Raw genomic sequence first — 14,942 nt, forward strand, 5'->3', positions numbered from 1 at the left:
ACTTTTTAGTAGAATTGTGGAAAAACCATAGGAAAATAAAGCAAAATAGAGTAATACAAAAGGACTATATATAGTTGTCCATTCGGGATGATTGATTTGGGAGAGTATTTCTGTTGTTACATCATCGAATGTTTGGTTAAAAAAATGATGGGGAGCTACTTCGTAAGGTGATATTCCATTCCGAATCAAATTTCCTTCCCAGAGATATCTGGCCCAATCATCTTCCCAAAAAGGAGGTAAAAAAAAACAAAGAATCCTAAAACAAAAACCTAAGAGAAATATTGTTTTAAAATATTGCTTAAAAAAAACATTTGGGATAGTTACTACTTTCAGAAAAAAAGCAGTAACAACCAATACACTGAGATAAGAAATCCAACCTAACAAGGATAGGTGATTCTATTTATTAAAATTTAAATTGTTGCAACGCTCACAAACTTCTTCTGGTATCACACCGATTTTCATCAGTAAACCAAACATAAAACATCCTGCGCACCAACCTAAAAAGGACTCAAGAGAAGCAAAGAACACAAGCGTGGCAAGTGTGATTTGATATGCCAAAAGATACCCATTGGCATATAACAGAATGGCTACTAGGCTAAAGGAAAAGCCAATGAGTTGTGCAAATCGTTTGGGTGGTCCAGCGGAAGGTACAAACGATATCCCTAACCAAGGAACAAGATACTTTGAAGTAAAAAATGCGAAAGGTTCCCACTTAGGACCGTAACTCAAACGGAGGATAAATCCGAGGAGAAGTAAACCTAACACAACATAGTTGGGAAATAGAATGGAAAGAACTCCTAAAAAGACAACTGTGGATGCCACAATCCTTGTGACATTTTCATTGACGACGTCTGGATAATATCCTAGTTTCATCTGTTTTCCTCCGCTCCTTCCAATCTGGACTCGGTTGGCCATATGGCAAGAAAAATTCGCTTTCTTGGAGGAAATGTTTATCTTATTGACGGAAAATTCGTCTTAGAAGAAAATATACTCTAGTTTGGAGGCGATTTTATGAAAATCCAGAAAACCTACGGGATCTACCTCTTCAGTTTTGCTCTCATTTGGGCCTTTTGGTTACAAATCACGGCAAAACCCTCCCAACCAAAACCTAACCCAAAGGAAGAGATTTGGTTTTTATCTCCTCCTGAGACTCTCAGTTTACCCAATTTCAAAGTCATTGATACTCGTTCGTATCTATCGCGTTTCAAAAACAAAATTCCAAATGGTATCGTTCTTAGTTGGGAAGATCTTTCTCTTACGGATGCTCCTTTTCGAGGAAAATTATTAAACGAAGACAAAATTCAAAAAAAACTGTCCGTTCTCGGAATCTCTCCAAACGATTGGCTAGTCGTGTTAGGTGATAGAAAAAATGGTTGGGGGGAAGAAGGCAGGTTGGTTTGGAGTTTACGAGAGGTTGGTTACCATCAATCGTTTTGGTATGATGGAAGTGATATTTCCTTACTGAACATTTTAAAACAAAGGAAACAATTGAAAACCAATTCAAATCAATCCTCCGTTTCCTTTTTGCAAAAGGAAAACATATTATCACAGAAAACTAACATTACGAAAGAAGAAATCAAAAGAGACTTAGGACTTGGCACTTACCAAATTTTAGATACAAGAGAAGTGCGTGAGTTTAATGGATCCACACCATATGGAGAGGTTAGAGGAGGTCATATCCCAGGAGCAAAATCTTTATACTACCAAAACCTTCTTGATGATACGGGAAAGATTAAATCAAAAGAACAAGTGGAAAAAACACTTAGCAAATTAGGGATCAGTCCTACAAAACCCATCATTGCCTATTGTACAGGAGGAGTGAGGTCTGCTTTTGTAGTAGGAATTTTACGTTCTTATGGTTACAATGCTTATAATTATTCAGGATCTATGTGGGAGTGGTCTTCCTTTCCTGACCTTCCCTTAGAAAAATAAAATTGAAACGATTATTATTCATCGCCATTTTTTCCATATCGACTATGTTAGTTGGATATTACGTTTACCAAAACCAAAGAGAAGTTCCATTGGAAGAAGTATTCCCTGGAAAACATTGGGTGAGGCCTATTGAAAACCTACCTAATTTGAAAGCAGTAGGCGCACCTACAGCCAAAAATTGTGGGAATTGCCATACTGAGATTTATGAAGAATGGAAATTGTCTACCCATGCAAATGCACTCAGTGACTTACAATTCCAATCTGAGTTAGCGAAACCAAGTTCTCCCAAATGGATATGTCTCAATTGCCATATCCCCATCCAAAACCAAAGGGAAACAATCATCACCGCCTTACAAGGGGGAGACTATTTTAAACCAATCGAAATTCCTAATCCAAATTTTAATCCTGAAATGAAGGAAGAAGCAATTACTTGTGCAACATGCCATGTTCGAGTAGATGCGAATACCAAAGAAAGTTATGTGATTGGGGGAAGAGGGGGAACCTCACCACCTCATCCCACTCAAATAAAAAAAGAATTTTTAGAAAATCGATGTAATGATTGTCATAACGAAACCTATACGTTAAATCAATCACTTGTTTGTTCGTTTCAAACTGGTACAGAATTACAATCTTCCGAATCGAAGCAAACATGTGTGAGTTGCCATATGCCTGAAGTGAAACGATCCTTTGTGAAAGCATCCCTACATCGTCCCATCCGAAATTCACATCGGCATGGGTTTGTAGGCGGAGGAGTCCCAAAGACATTTGCTTTGTACAAAGACCAAATTCGTTTGGGTTACAAACCAGGTCTTGTTCTCACTGGGATACAAGTAGAGAAAGATCAAATGATACTTCACATCCAAAATCAATTTGCTGACCACTACGTGACGTCTGGAGATCCTGAACGATTTTATCGACTGACTCTTCACGGATTTGATTCCACAGGAAAAACTTTGTTTTCTAGGGAAATGAAAATTGGTCAGGAATGGGAATGGTCTCCAAATGCTAAAAAAATATCTGACAATCGAATCCCGAGAAAGGGAGAATTCGAATGGAGTATTGATAGAAAAGGAGATCTTACTTCTATTGTCCAGTATAGATTCCAAGCGGTTCATGTACGTTTAAAAAACGAAACATCCGACTATATGATGTTAACTGCTGAAAACGTTGCAGAACCCTATCAAAACAAAGTCAAAAATATAAAAACATTTTATCCCCATAGTTCCATTGTCATCGAATCATTTTTTGATGCGTATGGGAAGATTCAAAAGGAAACTTCCTTGGAAGAGTTATATAAACGAAATGCAGAACGTGCCGGAGAATAAACTGATTTGTATCATTCCTGCGAGGGATGAAGAATTAAGTATCAAACAAGCATTAACTGGACTCATCAATCATTCTAGGATTTCGAAGTCAAACTTCGTTGTTGTAAACAATGCATCGAAAGACAACACAGTTTCTTTAGTTAAAGAATTGGGGATCCAAACACTGGATTGTCCAATCATTGGATATGGGAATGCCTGTCTTGTCGCTTTGGATTGGATTCAGTCAAAGAAAGTTAAACCTGAATACATACTATTTTGTGATGCGGATGGATCCGATGATCCCTTGGATATTCAAACCTTACTCCATACAATTGAAAAAACGAATTCTCATTTAGTGATTGGTTCCAGAACCATTGGTATAACGGAATCAGGTTCTTTATCTTACATTCAAAAGTTCGGGAATGCATTAACTTGTTTTTTGATCCTCGTTTTCTTTCGGAAAAAATATACAGATATGGGTCCACTTCGGATCATACGTTACCAATCTCTTATGCAATTGAAAATGGAAGATCCAACTTGGGGATGGAACATTGAGATGCACGTCAAAGCCTTACAACAGAAAATGAAGGTAATTGAAATCCCTGTACATTACCGAAAACGAATTGCCGGTGTTTCGAAAATATCAGGTACAATTTCTATGTCGATTCGAGTGGGAACAAAAATCTTATATACTTTTTTTAAATTACTTTTTTTCGGGAAATGAAAATCTTGGGAGGAAGATGGTTCCTCTGCTATTCTATCCAATTCTTCTATTTTCTGTCGTAAATGGAATGGATCGAAATGATTTGACTTCCATCATTGTTTCTACAATCGCCCTCTCTGTAACGTTTGCATTTTTAAGAACAAAAGTTTCTTTATTCCGAAATCATTTTCCCAGTTTTTTCTTATATCATCTTTTGTTACGTTGTGTCGTGTTGGGAGTTACTCCCGCGTTCAGTGATGATATTTATCGTTATCTGTTTGATGCGAAATTGTTGTTTTATGGAGAGGATCCGTATCAACTAACGCCGAATCAATGGCTTTTGGAACATCCAAACTTCTTTGAACAAACAAAAAGTTTTGTCACAAAGATGAATAGTCCGGATTATATTTCGGTATATCCCTTATTTTTATTATCCATTTTCGTTCTTGGGACTTTACTCAATGATTTAATACACACTTCCTTTTTAGGTATCCAATTACTATTTCTTACCTTTGATCTTCTGAATTTAATCCTGATTCGTCGGTTTTACCCGAAGGAAAGTTTTTCCTTTTATTGGGTTTATTTTGCCAATCCACTTGTAATCGTAGAAGGGGTGTCGCAACTTCATCCGGAAATTTTATTTTTGCCTTGGTTGTTATTTCTCATCCGATTTCAAAAAAACCGAATCCTGGGATTTGGTTTTTTTATTTTGACGCAAATAAAATTGACTACCACCATCTTCTTGTTAGCATTTTTAAAGAAATCAAAATCGGTTTTTGTTTTGCTCGGATTTGGATTCGTTTCACTTCTGATTTGGAAATGGACGGTATTTGCAAATTGGGAATCCCAAGGGAATCGAGGGATTGGTTTGTTTTTTCATTCCTTTCGATTTGCAGGCATCTTGGAGCCATTTTTCTATTTTCCATTCCATAAACTTGGTTTATCTTATCTTTCCGGGATATTCTCTCTCATCTGTTTTGGTTTGATCAATTTATCTGTTTTTCTCCAACCCAAATTCCAAAAGGCAAACATGGAAAAAAAACTTTTGTTTGTTTATTTTTCCTTCTTACTGTTTTCACCTGTGATCCATTCTTGGTATTGGATCCCTTTTGTCGTTTTGGGAATGTGTTCTCGGATTCCATTTAGATGGCAGGTTTTTGTTGTGAGTTTAGGGTTTTTCTCTTATATCATTTATGTTTCTGAGATCTTTTTTTACTTATATTGGGTTTATTCTTTATTAGGATTATGTATTTATGTTAGAACGGAAATTGATTATTTTCGCCAAGCAACCTAAACTAGGTCAGGTGAAGACACGATTGGCTCATGCGGTGGGGAATCCAAAAGCGTTGGAAGTGTATGAAGAACTATTGCAACTCACAAAATCCATCACATCCAAGTTAGGGGTAGAAAAAATTGTATATTGGGATCAATTGCCAGAACATACAGAATTGTATTTTGGTAATGAGTTTTCTCATGCAATACAATCGACAGGTGACTTAGGAATAAAAATGGCAAGTGCATTTCAGAATGAGTTTTCTAATGAGAAGGGTAAAATTTTAATCATAGGTACAGACTGTCCGTATCTCAAACCTTCTTTGTTTGAGGAAGCTTATGATGCACTTGATCTTACAGATTTTGTGATTGGTCCAGCCATAGATGGAGGTTACTATTTACTCGGGATGAAAGAGTATCATCCATTTGTGTTTGAAAATATTCCTTGGAGTACGGATTCTGTTTTGCCTTTGACCTTGCAAACGATCCAATCTAAGAAATTTACTTACTCACTGTTAGTAACATTAAATGATATTGATACAGAAGACGATTGGAAGGAATGGAAAAGAAATCGTTAACTCTTTGGTTGTAATTTGATTTCTACTCTGCGATTCAAAGCTTCGTGTTCCTTTGTGCCGTTAGTTGATTTTGAATTTCCATAAAATAACCGTCTGATTTGGTTTGGTTCCACAAAATGAATGATTAAAAAACGTTCCACTTCTAAAGATCGTTTTTCACTAATCAAAATATCTTCTTTGTAATTTTTTCCATCTACCGCGTGTGCATGGATATAAATTTCATAATTCTTGTTTTGGTTGAGAAAGTCTGCCACTGCTTGTAAACGGACTTGGTCTGGTTTTGGAATTAGGTTTGATTTTTTCGAAAAGTAGATGGTGAAGGAAGTAATCTCTGTTTGTTTCTCTGTTTTTTGATAAGGATTTTCAAAAATAAAACCTTCTTCTGCTTTGAGATCTGTCCATGGGAAGTATAGATATTGAACAGTGTAAGTTAACAAAAAACAAACTAGTACTTTATAGAAAAAAGATGATGGCATAGTATAATGATCGGTTGTTACCTTTTGAATCCAGAGAACGGATTTTAAAAATATGATTGAAATATGTCCCTTCTCAATATTTTTCACTCCTAGGTGTGATTATGAAATTGAAAGAATTAGCTGAACAATTAGGTGCAAGTTTCACTGGCAACGGGGAACTGGAAATCAAAGGGATCAAAGATTTGGAACATCATACTCCTGTTGATCCGAATAGCATCTATTATGTGGCTTCCAAAAAATACCTAAACAAACATAAAAAAGCATCTGAAGTAAATATTGCCCTTACGATTGATTCAATAGCCATCACCTTCCCCAATGCCATCATCGTTCCAGAAGAAGGTTCCAAAGTTAAGTTTATCCAAGTGATCTCTTTGTTTGAAAAGAAACCTTCGTTACCTGTTTCCATTTCCCCCAAAGCCAGTATCCATCCAACTGCTAAGATTGGGAAAAATGTAACCATCATGGAATTTGTAGTCATCCAAGAGAATGTTGTTATCGGAGACAATGTGGTCCTATATCCAAATGTTGTATTGGAATCCAATGTGGAAGTTGGAGATGATACAGTTATCAAGTCTGGTGTTGTCATTTATAATCATTGCATAGTAGGAAAAAGGAATTTGATCCATTCAAATACAGTCATCGGTGCCGATGGATTTGGATTTTATGATTATGCAGGTGTTCGTTACAAAGTGCCTCAAATTGGGAATGTAATTGTGGGTGATGATGTGGAAATGGGTGCACATTGTACGGTAGATCGTGCTGCCTTAGAATCCACCACCATTGGAAATTTTACAAAGTTTGATGACCATGTCCATGTGGGACACAATTGTCGTGTAGGAAATTATGTATACATTGCTGGTGCTACAGTGCTCGCAGGTTCCGTTACCATCGAAGATGGATGTTTTCTTGCGGGTCAGTCTGCGGTTGCCGAACATCTAACGATGAAAAAGGGTTCGATATTACTTGGACTTTCTGGCCTCACAGAAGACTCAAAGGAAAAAACTGCTTATTTTGGAATCCCTGCAAGACCTGCTCTCGAAATGCATCGAATTCATAGTGCCTTACCAATGTTACCCGAGTTGACTAAGGAATTTGCAAAACGAAAGATCGGAAAAGAAGAATAAAACCTTGGTTTAAGATTCTAAGATTTTTTTTAATTTGTTTAAGTTTTCGGTCATTTGCGTTTTGAGATTCATTTTGACTAGGCCTTCGCTCAGTTGAAACAGTCCTTTTAACTCCATTTTATCGGAAATGGAGAGAAGGCAATTTTGTCCTTGTTCTAAAAACTCATAGGAATCCGTAAACTTCATTCCATTTGCTGTGCAACTAGCGATGATTCGTTTGTTTTCGATTACTTCTTCAATTTTATAGATTTCGTTTAATTTAAAAATCCCTAAATCAATTTGAATTTTGTATTCAGTGGCTTCAGGGTTTTTGACTTCGCAAGAATAGATACTTTGGTTATAAGCAGTTTGATTTGTCATATTTCGTACATAAGCAAACACGATAGATACAGGTTTTTGGATTAAAGTTTCGACTTTTGTTTCGATCATTTATTTTTTGGAATCGCTAATCCATTGTTTCCAAATTTCGGGAACAAACCCAATGGTTGCTTTTTTTCCATCTCGCACAATTGGCGTTTTAAAAAGAAGAGGGTTTGTTAATAGAGCTTCTTCTTTATCATATAACATGTATTTTAAATTTTTATCTTCGTAAACTTTTGATTCTGTATCAATTAAATCATCTAACTTGACACTACCAAGAATGGATCTTAGTTCCCCTTTGCTCATTTCTTTTTCTTGTAGGTTAATGAATTGAAAAGGGATACGTCTCTCCTGAAAGAAGAGTTGTGCTTTTTTAGAATCTTTGCATTTTTTTGTGCCGAAGATCTGTAGGTTCATCCAAAAATAGACTTTCTAAATTCTTCGAGTAGTGACTCTGTACCAGACAACATCAATTCAATTTGATCTTTGTCCAAGTCATACATAACATGTGCTTGCAAGTATAAAGTAAACTCTTCAGCAGAAACTTTTTTTGCATCGAAGTTCTCTTTTAGAAAGTTATACCAAGCAGCAAGGATGACCTTCTGGTGGGCCAGTTCTTTAATACCGATGGTAATGATTTTAGAAGATTTCATGGAATTTTCTTAAAGAATTTCATTCAAATGAAAGGATCGTCAATCCAAAAACCTTTGGAAGACTGAAAAATACAAAATCCAAGCGCCAGAGTTCATATCCAACCTGCGAAATGATTGTGCAGTGCTCACAGTTGCATCAATGATCCTTGTGTCATCAAGCACACCCACACGCCCATTAGTCCCAATGTAAAAACTCGAGGTTTCCCCGTTATAATTCCCACTAAATCGATCAATCGCAACATGATGGTAACCAAGTCCAATTTGAAAAAAAGTTCGTTCGTATAACCTGTGATTGATGGCTGTTTCTGCTCGGTACCCAAGCCCACTTCCTCGGAGCCTACCTCTTTGGTTAAAATATTGGGTATCGGGTGGAAGTTCTCCTATAGAATACCCTCTTATGTTCCAATCCGCTGAAGTAAAACCCATTCCGATTCCATTTTCCCATTCCCAATTTTTATAGATAGGAAGTAAGTAGTGATACACTGCCATCACATGGTAGGAATAAATTTCTGACTGTAATTTAGTATAATAAAAATCACTTGTAACTTCCGTTAGTTGCAGGAATTGCCAGTCATTTCTACCTACAACAAAACCTACACGGGAACGAGAGTCGAGTAAGACCCGAAAAAATGCTTCATATAAATTCGTATTTCGACCACCACTCAAACTCACGTCTGAATAGATCAGTGGATTGAAGGTTGAAGTGAATTGTTTTAGATCGCCATCAAATCTTCCTGGAACCCGTTCTCCCATTCCGTATCGAAACCCATATTCGAGCCCAGAACTTTCAGCGTAAACTTCGGGACCTCTTAGAAACCAAATGGGGAAAACGAGAATCGAAAGGATTACAATACATCTTGACATAACAATTTCATCCAATTTCGTGAGGAAGAACCTATATGGAAACACTCTTTCAAAACGGATCTCAGTTTAATCTCATTTTAGGATCTGATATCCTAAGTCCTTATTTTTACCTCATCCTTCTCGCTTCTTTGTATTTGAGCGTGCGGTTGGGTTTTCCGCAGATTCGATTTCTCTTTCTCTCCCTGAAAATCCTCACTGGGAATATGGACTTCAAAGGGTCCAAGGGGCAACTGGTCCACTCACAGGCATTTTTTGCTGGGATTGGTTCCTCATTGTTAGCAGGCTCCGTGATCGGAACAGCTCTGGCCATCGCCTACGGTGGAATTGGTGTTCTTTTTTGGATTTGGGTGATGAGTCTCCTTGTGATGCCAGTTCGTTTTGTGTCTTCTACCTTGGCTGTAAAATTCAGAAACCAACTTCCCAGTGGTCGTTACCTTTCAGGGCCTATGTACTTTATCGAAAAGGCCTTACGAGCCAAGTGGCTTGCCGTTGCTTTTTCTCTGGCAAGTCTTGTGACCGTTCTTGTCTTCGGAGGAATTTTCCCTTTTGTTGGACTGACCTACCTCACTAAGGAGGGACTCAGTTTGTCTGGCATGTCAGGCCCCATTTCTTTGTCTGTGATTTTACTTTTTATCGTGATCGGTGGTGTTAGGCGAGTTGGTCGAGCGGCAAGTGTCCTTGCACCTATTGGGATTTTACTTTTTATATTTGGTTATTTCTCTCTTTTTTCTAGTGGCATGATTTCCTTTTTTGGATTTGTGGCTGATGTCACAAAAGAAGCATTTACCATCAAAGCCTTGCAAGGTGGGGGAGCATTTGGAATTTTAAGGGCACTTTCCGTTTCTTTGAGTACATTCTTTTTATCTACAGAAACTGCAGTCGGGAAGTCATCAGGAATTGCTGGTGTTGTTCGCACTGATTATGCCGCAAAACAAGGGTTAGTGAGTATGCTCGCTTCCTTTTTTGAAGGTTTTATCATGGCGACGATGGTTGGATATGTGTTATATTCCTATGGTGCGGTCAATTTAGAAACCATCCTCGCATTCCCAAGTCGTATTTTGAGCGAAGGGAATTCAGTCTCTGTGATCCTCTTTGTGATTTCCTTTTTGTGTTTCGGGGTTTTGAGTTTGGCAGGTTGGTTTTATAGTGGAGAGCAGAACGCATTCTATGTGTTTGGTGAGAAATTTTCTAATTTTTTTAGAATGTTGTTCATCGGTTCCACTCTTGGTTTTGCCTATTTATACGTAAAATACGGGATCGAAGTGTTTACGTTTGTCATGCATTGGGGATATGTGGCAGCTGTGATTACCAGTGTTCCACTTCTTGTTTCCCTGATGTTACTTGGCAAATCTGCTAACTTGGAACTCAAAAAATACCTCTCTGAGTCAGGAGCCAGGTATGAAATTTTTAAAGATATTTATTTACTCTTTTTAACCTTACTTCCTAAAAATCTAATCTCTAAAATTTTTGGTTACTTTTCTACGTTAAAGTTACCAAGATTTATGATGATCCCGATCTTAAAGGCATTTGCAAAAGCATATAAGATCAACCTAAGTGAAGCGGAACTCGAAATCAAAGAGTATGCTTCCCTCAATCAGTTTTTTACAAGAGCTCTTCGTGCAGAAGCTCGGATCATTGATTCGGCAGTCAATGCAGTTGTTTCTCCCACAGATTCCAAAATCACAAGTTTTGGGAACATCAACCAATCTACCATCATCCAAGCCAAAGGGATTGATTATTCCGTAAAAGAGCTATTAGGTTCTGAGAAATTTTATCCTCACTTCACAAACGGGAAATACATTACCTTTTATCTTTCCCCACAAGATTATCATAGAATCCACAGTCCGTTCGCGGGCCAAATTTTAGGGTATTATTATGAGCCGGGAAAATTGTTTCCCGTGAATGACCTTGCCGTTCTCAATATCCGCGGGCTGTTTCCTAAAAACGAAAGGCTCATCACCTTTTTACAAACTGAATATGGCAAAATTGCCGTGATCAAAGTGGGGGCATCGAATGTAGGAAAAATCCGTGTCACTTACGACAACAAAATTGTGACAAACAATTGGATCCGTTTTGCCAAAGAACACCACTACAAAGATGTCTCCATCATGATTGATAAAGGTTCTGAGATGGGTCGTTTTGAAATGGGCTCCACTGTCATCCTCGTATTCGAAAACGATACGATTGATTTGACAAACATCCAACTCGGAGATAAAATCCAATACGGAACCACCGTGGGTCATTTTAAGTCCAAAAAAACAAGTTTACCGGTCAAATTTTAAGATGATGAATTCCCAACTGGCTACTTTCCCAAAAGAAATTTCCTTCGATGACGACTTCCTTTATATCGAGTGGAAAGATGGACATGGTAGCAAATATTCATTGTTAGACCTTCGAAAAAAATGCCCCTGTGCCACTTGTCGGGGTGGGCATGGAGGCAAAGTGGGGCAGGCAACGGGTCATATTGAGTCCATCAAACTGATTTCTTGGACAAAAGTGGGTCGATATGCGATCTCCATCGTTTGGAGTGACTACCACAATACAGGGATTTATTCCTATGACCATTTGCGAGCCTACGCTGAGGGAAATTCCGGCGCCTTTGACTAAGGTTTGGTTACTTTTTGTCAATTCGGAAAAAAACTGAGTGACAAAAAGATTCATATTATGTCTCATTATCCTAAGTTTTTCCGGAGATAAAAGGGCATGGGTGAAGGTTCACTCTCACAAGACGAGATAGACGCATTACTACAAGGCGCGGATGATACATTCGACCTCTCTTCCTTAAGTGGCGCATCCAGTTCGTCATCGGACAACCTATCTCCTATTGACCGTGACATTATTTCTGATGTGATCGGCTCTGCATTCCAGGTGGCGGGGAACACACTTGGCACGATCTTGGCAAAAAACACTCGTTTTATGAACCCTGCCACCGAATCGAGCTCCTCTTCTGACATTCAAAAAGAATTGGGCTCCAAGTCGGTAAGTTTGTTTTCAACCATTAGCGGCAGTTTGGCGGGACGAGTCTGTCTTGTCATGGCACAAGAAAACGCTGCAAAAATTGCAGGTGTGATGATGGGAGGAATGGCTCCTCCTGGTCAACTTGACAACGCTCAATTACAAACTCTAAAAGATTCTCTTGCTCCTATTTTAGGAACTGTGACTGCTCAAATTGGTATGAAACTTGGTGGGACCATGTCAGGTAGTCCACCTGAAATTTCCCTTGTGAATTCTGGACGTGATTTGCAACTTCCAGATGACAACAGTTTGGTGAAAACTTCCCTCAGTTTGAATATTGATGGTGTTGGTTCCTTTAAAGTTTATTATGTAATCTCATTAACTATGGCAAATTCCATCCTTGATATCCAAAAGGGTGGTGGCCAAAAACAACAACAACAGTCCGGCGGAATGAACGTCAACATGCAACCCAATATGGGTATGGGTGGCGGTCAAGGTTCTGTTGGAATCAAAGGTGTCAACTTTCCATCTCTTGCCACAGCAGGTGGTGGACCGGGTCAAACCAATCTCAATCTTCTTATGGATGTACAAATGGCTCTTACCGTGGAACTCGGTAGAACGAAAATGTACATCAAAGACATTTTGGGATTAGGTGAAGGATCCATCATCGAGTTAGACAAGTTAGCTGGTGAGCCAGTGGATTTACTTGTGAATGGCAAACTCATCGCCAAAGGTGAGGTTGTGGTCATCGATGAAAACTTTGGTGTTCGTGTCACCGATATCGTAAGTCCTACAGATAGACTCAAAGGCGAAAAATGATCCAAAAGGCTAAGAAAGGAATCAAATGGAATAGGAAAGTTATGTACTTTTCTATTGCCTTCCTTTTGTTTATCACACCTTTATTTTCCCAAAACCCTGATACCAAAGAACTCGATCAAATTTTACGCCAAGAGTTGGGTGAGTCGAAACCAAAACCTAGTGGAACAGACGGAACTTCCAATGGAAATTCAGGTTCTAATTCGGACTCGGGTAATTCCACAAATGGGAAATCAGCGAATGGAAATGGATTTGGTTCATCGGCAAACACAAATCAGTCGAGCTCTTCTGATGGTAACAAACAAGAACCAAATCTCATCCAAGAACGATATGCTGAGAACCAAGATGATTCTCCATCTGCTACTTGGATTTTAGTCAAAATTTTATTTGTTCTCGCGATCCTTGTGGGTGCAGGTTATTATTTGGTTTTGCAAATGCAAAAATCCAAATCGGCAAAATACCCCGTAAAAGGGTTTATGAAGGTGCTTTCGAGTTTGCCTTTGTCTGCAACACAGTCTGTACAAATCATAGAAGTGGGTGGTCGTACACTTGTGTTAGGTGTGGCGGATGGATCAGTGAGTTTACTTACGGAAGTCACGGCTCCTGAGGAAAAAAATCAAATCCAAAAAATGAAAGAGGAAGCAGATCCATACGTTCCCAACTTTTTGGAAACAGTTCTAGAAAGTTTACAATCCAAAGCGCAAAGGAAAATCCGAATCAATCCGAACCAAATGGAAGGTTTGGAAATGGATGGTGCGGCCGAAATCCAACGGAAGGCAAAAGAAGGATTGGAACGACTTCGCAAACACCGTAAACTTTTGGAAGGAGGGGAAACATGAGACTTCGTTTTTTGTCCTTCTTAGAGAGACATAAATCTGTTATTTTTCTCATTAGCATTTTATTTCTCATTTCGGCAAGTGGGTTTGCGGGCCTTTTTGCCCAAGACAAAGGATCTAGAATCCCAATTCCAAATCTTTCATTTAACGTAAATGAGGCGAGGGGACCAAAAGAAACCAGTTTGTCTCTGATGATTCTCTTCCTTGTTACGATCCTTTCTCTCGCACCTGCGATTGTGATGAGTGTGACTTCGTTTACCAAGGTTGTTATCGTATTTGATTTTGTGAGACGAGCACTTTCTTTGCAAAACCTCCCACCAAACCAAGTGATGATGGGTCTTGCTTTGTTTGTGACCTTTTTTATTATGGCGCCTACCATTGGTAAGGTGAATGAGGAAGCACTCCAACCGTATCTAAATGGAAAAATTGACCAGTCTGCGTTTATGGAAGGTTCCATGAAACACTTACGTCAGTTTATGATCCGGCAACTTGGTAAAGATGGAACCAAAGACGTGGCTCTCTTTTTAAAAATTGGAAAAGTGCAAAACGTAAAATCCTTTGAAGATGTCCCTTCTTATGTGCTTGTGCCTGCTTTTATGTTAAGTGAGATCAAAAAAGCATTTATCATTGGGATTTATATCTTTATCCCTTTTATCGTCATCGATCTCATTGTGGCTTCTGCTCTTCTTGCGATGGGATTTATGATGTTACCTCCTGTGATGATCTCCCTTCCTTTGAAACTCATTCTTTTTATCTTAATTGATGGCTGGAACTTACTCGTACTGGAACTCGTAAGGAGTTATAAATGACAGAAGTTGATGTTGTGAATATGATGCGAGAAGCCTTTATTGTGACGTTAAAAATCTCAAGTCCCATCCTCATCACAGCACTTGTGGTGGGGCTCATTGTTGGGATTTTACAAACAACTACTTCCATCCAAGAACCAACGATAGCCTTTGTCCCAAAACTTGTTTCTATTTTTGCTGTGATTGTATTTTTCTCAGCATGGATGGTAAGAGTGATGACCGACTATACAAGAGAAATTTTTTTTATGATCGAAAAGATATGA

18 protein-coding genes and 1 pseudogene are annotated in these 14,942 nt (G+C 38.4%); 12 read left to right on the plus strand and 7 right to left on the minus strand.

What is annotated here, in order from left to right:
* Both EHQ59_RS17780 and EHQ59_RS08300 read right to left on the minus strand, forming a co-directional pair.
* Positions 1 to 189, minus strand: a pseudogene (locus tag EHQ59_RS17780) (hypothetical protein); the annotation flags it as partial.
* Between the two features lie 207 nt (positions 190 to 396).
* Entirely contained in the window at positions 397 to 873 is a 477-nt protein-coding gene (locus EHQ59_RS08300; RefSeq protein WP_135619197.1) for a DUF4395 domain-containing protein, read from the minus strand.
* Positions 874 to 1,011: 138 nt separating this feature from the next.
* Here EHQ59_RS08300 and EHQ59_RS08305 point away from each other — a divergent pair, with 138 nt between their 5' ends.
* The 5 genes from EHQ59_RS08305 (at position 1,012) to EHQ59_RS08325 (ending at position 5,789) form a co-directional block, all read left to right on the plus strand.
* Complete coding sequence (locus EHQ59_RS08305; RefSeq protein WP_135619199.1) at positions 1,012 to 1,932, plus strand: sulfurtransferase; 921 nt, start codon at positions 1,012 to 1,014, stop codon at positions 1,930 to 1,932.
* A gap of 2 nt (positions 1,933 to 1,934) precedes the next feature.
* Positions 1,935 to 3,257 (plus strand): multiheme c-type cytochrome, encoded by a 1,323-nt coding sequence (locus EHQ59_RS08310; RefSeq protein ID WP_244245448.1) that lies wholly within the window; start codon positions 1,935 to 1,937, stop codon positions 3,255 to 3,257.
* The gene (locus EHQ59_RS08315; RefSeq protein WP_135619201.1) at positions 3,235 to 3,960 is read left to right on the plus strand and encodes a glycosyltransferase family 2 protein; all 726 of its coding nucleotides are present in this window, start codon (positions 3,235 to 3,237) and stop codon (positions 3,958 to 3,960) included. The genes EHQ59_RS08310 and EHQ59_RS08315 overlap by 23 nt, the downstream gene beginning before the upstream one ends.
* Positions 3,961 to 4,027: 67 nt before the next feature.
* Positions 4,028 to 5,233, plus strand: coding sequence for an MptA/MptB family glycosyltransferase (locus EHQ59_RS08320; RefSeq protein WP_244245449.1), 1,206 nt, complete (start codon positions 4,028 to 4,030; stop codon positions 5,231 to 5,233).
* Positions 5,234 to 5,243: 10 nt separating this feature from the next.
* Positions 5,244 to 5,789: a TIGR04282 family arsenosugar biosynthesis glycosyltransferase gene (locus EHQ59_RS08325; protein WP_341867143.1), complete on the plus strand. Its 546-nt coding sequence runs from the start codon at positions 5,244 to 5,246 to the stop codon at positions 5,787 to 5,789.
* On the opposite strand, the gene EHQ59_RS08330 is transcribed toward EHQ59_RS08325, so the two are convergent.
* Positions 5,786 to 6,265, minus strand: coding sequence for an OmpA family protein (locus EHQ59_RS08330; protein ID WP_135619207.1), 480 nt, complete (start codon positions 6,263 to 6,265; stop codon positions 5,786 to 5,788). The genes EHQ59_RS08325 and EHQ59_RS08330 overlap by 4 nt on opposite strands.
* Positions 6,266 to 6,366: 101 nt before the next feature.
* Between EHQ59_RS08330 and lpxD the strand changes: the two genes are divergently transcribed.
* Positions 6,367 to 7,389: a UDP-3-O-(3-hydroxymyristoyl)glucosamine N-acyltransferase gene (gene lpxD, locus EHQ59_RS08335; RefSeq protein ID WP_135619209.1), complete on the plus strand. Its 1,023-nt coding sequence runs from the start codon at positions 6,367 to 6,369 to the stop codon at positions 7,387 to 7,389.
* Positions 7,390 to 7,398: 9 nt separating this feature from the next.
* Here the strand turns inward: lpxD and EHQ59_RS08340 are convergent, their stop codons facing one another.
* The 4 genes from EHQ59_RS08340 to EHQ59_RS08355 are packed head-to-tail and all read right to left on the minus strand — an operon-like array spanning position 7,399 to position 9,266.
* Positions 7,399 to 7,818: an SRPBCC family protein gene (locus EHQ59_RS08340; protein ID WP_135619211.1), complete on the minus strand. Its 420-nt coding sequence runs from the start codon at positions 7,816 to 7,818 to the stop codon at positions 7,399 to 7,401.
* Positions 7,819 to 8,166: an arsenate reductase family protein gene (locus tag EHQ59_RS08345; protein ID WP_135619213.1), complete on the minus strand. Its 348-nt coding sequence runs from the start codon at positions 8,164 to 8,166 to the stop codon at positions 7,819 to 7,821.
* Complete coding sequence (locus EHQ59_RS08350) at positions 8,163 to 8,402, minus strand: hypothetical protein (protein WP_135619215.1); 240 nt, start codon at positions 8,400 to 8,402, stop codon at positions 8,163 to 8,165. Before EHQ59_RS08350 ends, EHQ59_RS08345 begins: the two co-directional genes overlap by 4 nt.
* 39 nt (positions 8,403 to 8,441) lie before the next feature.
* Positions 8,442 to 9,266: an LIC_11366 family protein gene (locus tag EHQ59_RS08355; protein ID WP_135619216.1), complete on the minus strand. Its 825-nt coding sequence runs from the start codon at positions 9,264 to 9,266 to the stop codon at positions 8,442 to 8,444.
* Between the two features lie 35 nt (positions 9,267 to 9,301).
* Here EHQ59_RS08355 and asd point away from each other — a divergent pair, with 35 nt between their 5' ends.
* The 6 genes from asd to fliQ all read left to right on the plus strand — a co-directional run bounded on the left by asd (position 9,302) and on the right by fliQ (position 14,942).
* Positions 9,302 to 11,548 carry an archaetidylserine decarboxylase gene (gene asd, locus EHQ59_RS08360; RefSeq protein WP_135619218.1) on the plus strand — a complete coding sequence of 749 codons (2,247 nt, stop codon included), beginning with the start codon at positions 9,302 to 9,304 and terminating at the stop codon, positions 11,546 to 11,548.
* Position 11,549: 1 nt separating this feature from the next.
* Complete coding sequence (locus EHQ59_RS08365) at positions 11,550 to 11,873, plus strand: DUF971 domain-containing protein (RefSeq protein ID WP_135619220.1); 324 nt, start codon at positions 11,550 to 11,552, stop codon at positions 11,871 to 11,873.
* A 96-nt stretch (positions 11,874 to 11,969) separates the two neighbouring features.
* Positions 11,970 to 13,040 (plus strand): flagellar motor switch protein FliN, encoded by a 1,071-nt coding sequence (gene fliN / locus EHQ59_RS08370; RefSeq protein WP_135619222.1) that lies wholly within the window; start codon positions 11,970 to 11,972, stop codon positions 13,038 to 13,040.
* Positions 13,041 to 13,081: 41 nt separating this feature from the next.
* Positions 13,082 to 13,876: a FliO/MopB family protein gene (locus EHQ59_RS08375; RefSeq protein ID WP_135619224.1), complete on the plus strand. Its 795-nt coding sequence runs from the start codon at positions 13,082 to 13,084 to the stop codon at positions 13,874 to 13,876.
* Positions 13,873 to 14,682 (plus strand): flagellar type III secretion system pore protein FliP, encoded by an 810-nt coding sequence (fliP, locus tag EHQ59_RS08380; protein ID WP_135619226.1) that lies wholly within the window; start codon positions 13,873 to 13,875, stop codon positions 14,680 to 14,682. The genes EHQ59_RS08375 and fliP overlap by 4 nt, the downstream gene beginning before the upstream one ends.
* The gene (fliQ, locus tag EHQ59_RS08385) at positions 14,679 to 14,942 is read left to right on the plus strand and encodes a flagellar biosynthesis protein FliQ (RefSeq protein ID WP_012389491.1); all 264 of its coding nucleotides are present in this window, start codon (positions 14,679 to 14,681) and stop codon (positions 14,940 to 14,942) included. The genes fliP and fliQ overlap by 4 nt, the downstream gene beginning before the upstream one ends.

Source organism: Leptospira kemamanensis, assembly GCF_004769665.1.
Taxonomy (GTDB): domain Bacteria; phylum Spirochaetota; class Leptospiria; order Leptospirales; family Leptospiraceae; genus Leptospira_A; species Leptospira_A kemamanensis.

Coding starts and splice junctions, on each gene's coding strand:
- fliN (WP_135619222.1), top strand. CDS start 11,970: ATGGGTGAAGGTTCACTCTCACAAGACGAGATAGACGCATTACTACAA.
- lpxD (WP_135619209.1), top strand. CDS start 6,367: ATGAAATTGAAAGAATTAGCTGAACAATTAGGTGCAAGTTTCACTGGC.
- EHQ59_RS08300 (WP_135619197.1), bottom strand. CDS start 873: ATGAAACTAGGATATTATCCAGACGTCGTCAATGAAAATGTCACAAGG.
- EHQ59_RS08350 (WP_135619215.1), bottom strand. CDS start 8,402: ATGAAATCTTCTAAAATCATTACCATCGGTATTAAAGAACTGGCCCAC.
- EHQ59_RS08320 (WP_244245449.1), top strand. CDS start 4,028: ATGGATCGAAATGATTTGACTTCCATCATTGTTTCTACAATCGCCCTC.
- EHQ59_RS08305 (WP_135619199.1), top strand. CDS start 1,012: ATGAAAATCCAGAAAACCTACGGGATCTACCTCTTCAGTTTTGCTCTC.
- EHQ59_RS08340 (WP_135619211.1), bottom strand. CDS start 7,818: ATGATCGAAACAAAAGTCGAAACTTTAATCCAAAAACCTGTATCTATC.
- EHQ59_RS08365 (WP_135619220.1), top strand. CDS start 11,550: ATGATGAATTCCCAACTGGCTACTTTCCCAAAAGAAATTTCCTTCGAT.
- fliQ (WP_012389491.1), top strand. CDS start 14,679: ATGACAGAAGTTGATGTTGTGAATATGATGCGAGAAGCCTTTATTGTG.
- EHQ59_RS08355 (WP_135619216.1), bottom strand. CDS start 9,266: ATGTCAAGATGTATTGTAATCCTTTCGATTCTCGTTTTCCCCATTTGG.
- EHQ59_RS08330 (WP_135619207.1), bottom strand. CDS start 6,265: ATGCCATCATCTTTTTTCTATAAAGTACTAGTTTGTTTTTTGTTAACT.
- EHQ59_RS08345 (WP_135619213.1), bottom strand. CDS start 8,166: ATGAACCTACAGATCTTCGGCACAAAAAAATGCAAAGATTCTAAAAAA.
- fliP (WP_135619226.1), top strand. CDS start 13,873: ATGAGACTTCGTTTTTTGTCCTTCTTAGAGAGACATAAATCTGTTATT.
- EHQ59_RS08315 (WP_135619201.1), top strand. CDS start 3,235: ATGCAGAACGTGCCGGAGAATAAACTGATTTGTATCATTCCTGCGAGG.
- asd (WP_135619218.1), top strand. CDS start 9,302: ATGGAAACACTCTTTCAAAACGGATCTCAGTTTAATCTCATTTTAGGA.
- EHQ59_RS08375 (WP_135619224.1), top strand. CDS start 13,082: ATGTACTTTTCTATTGCCTTCCTTTTGTTTATCACACCTTTATTTTCC.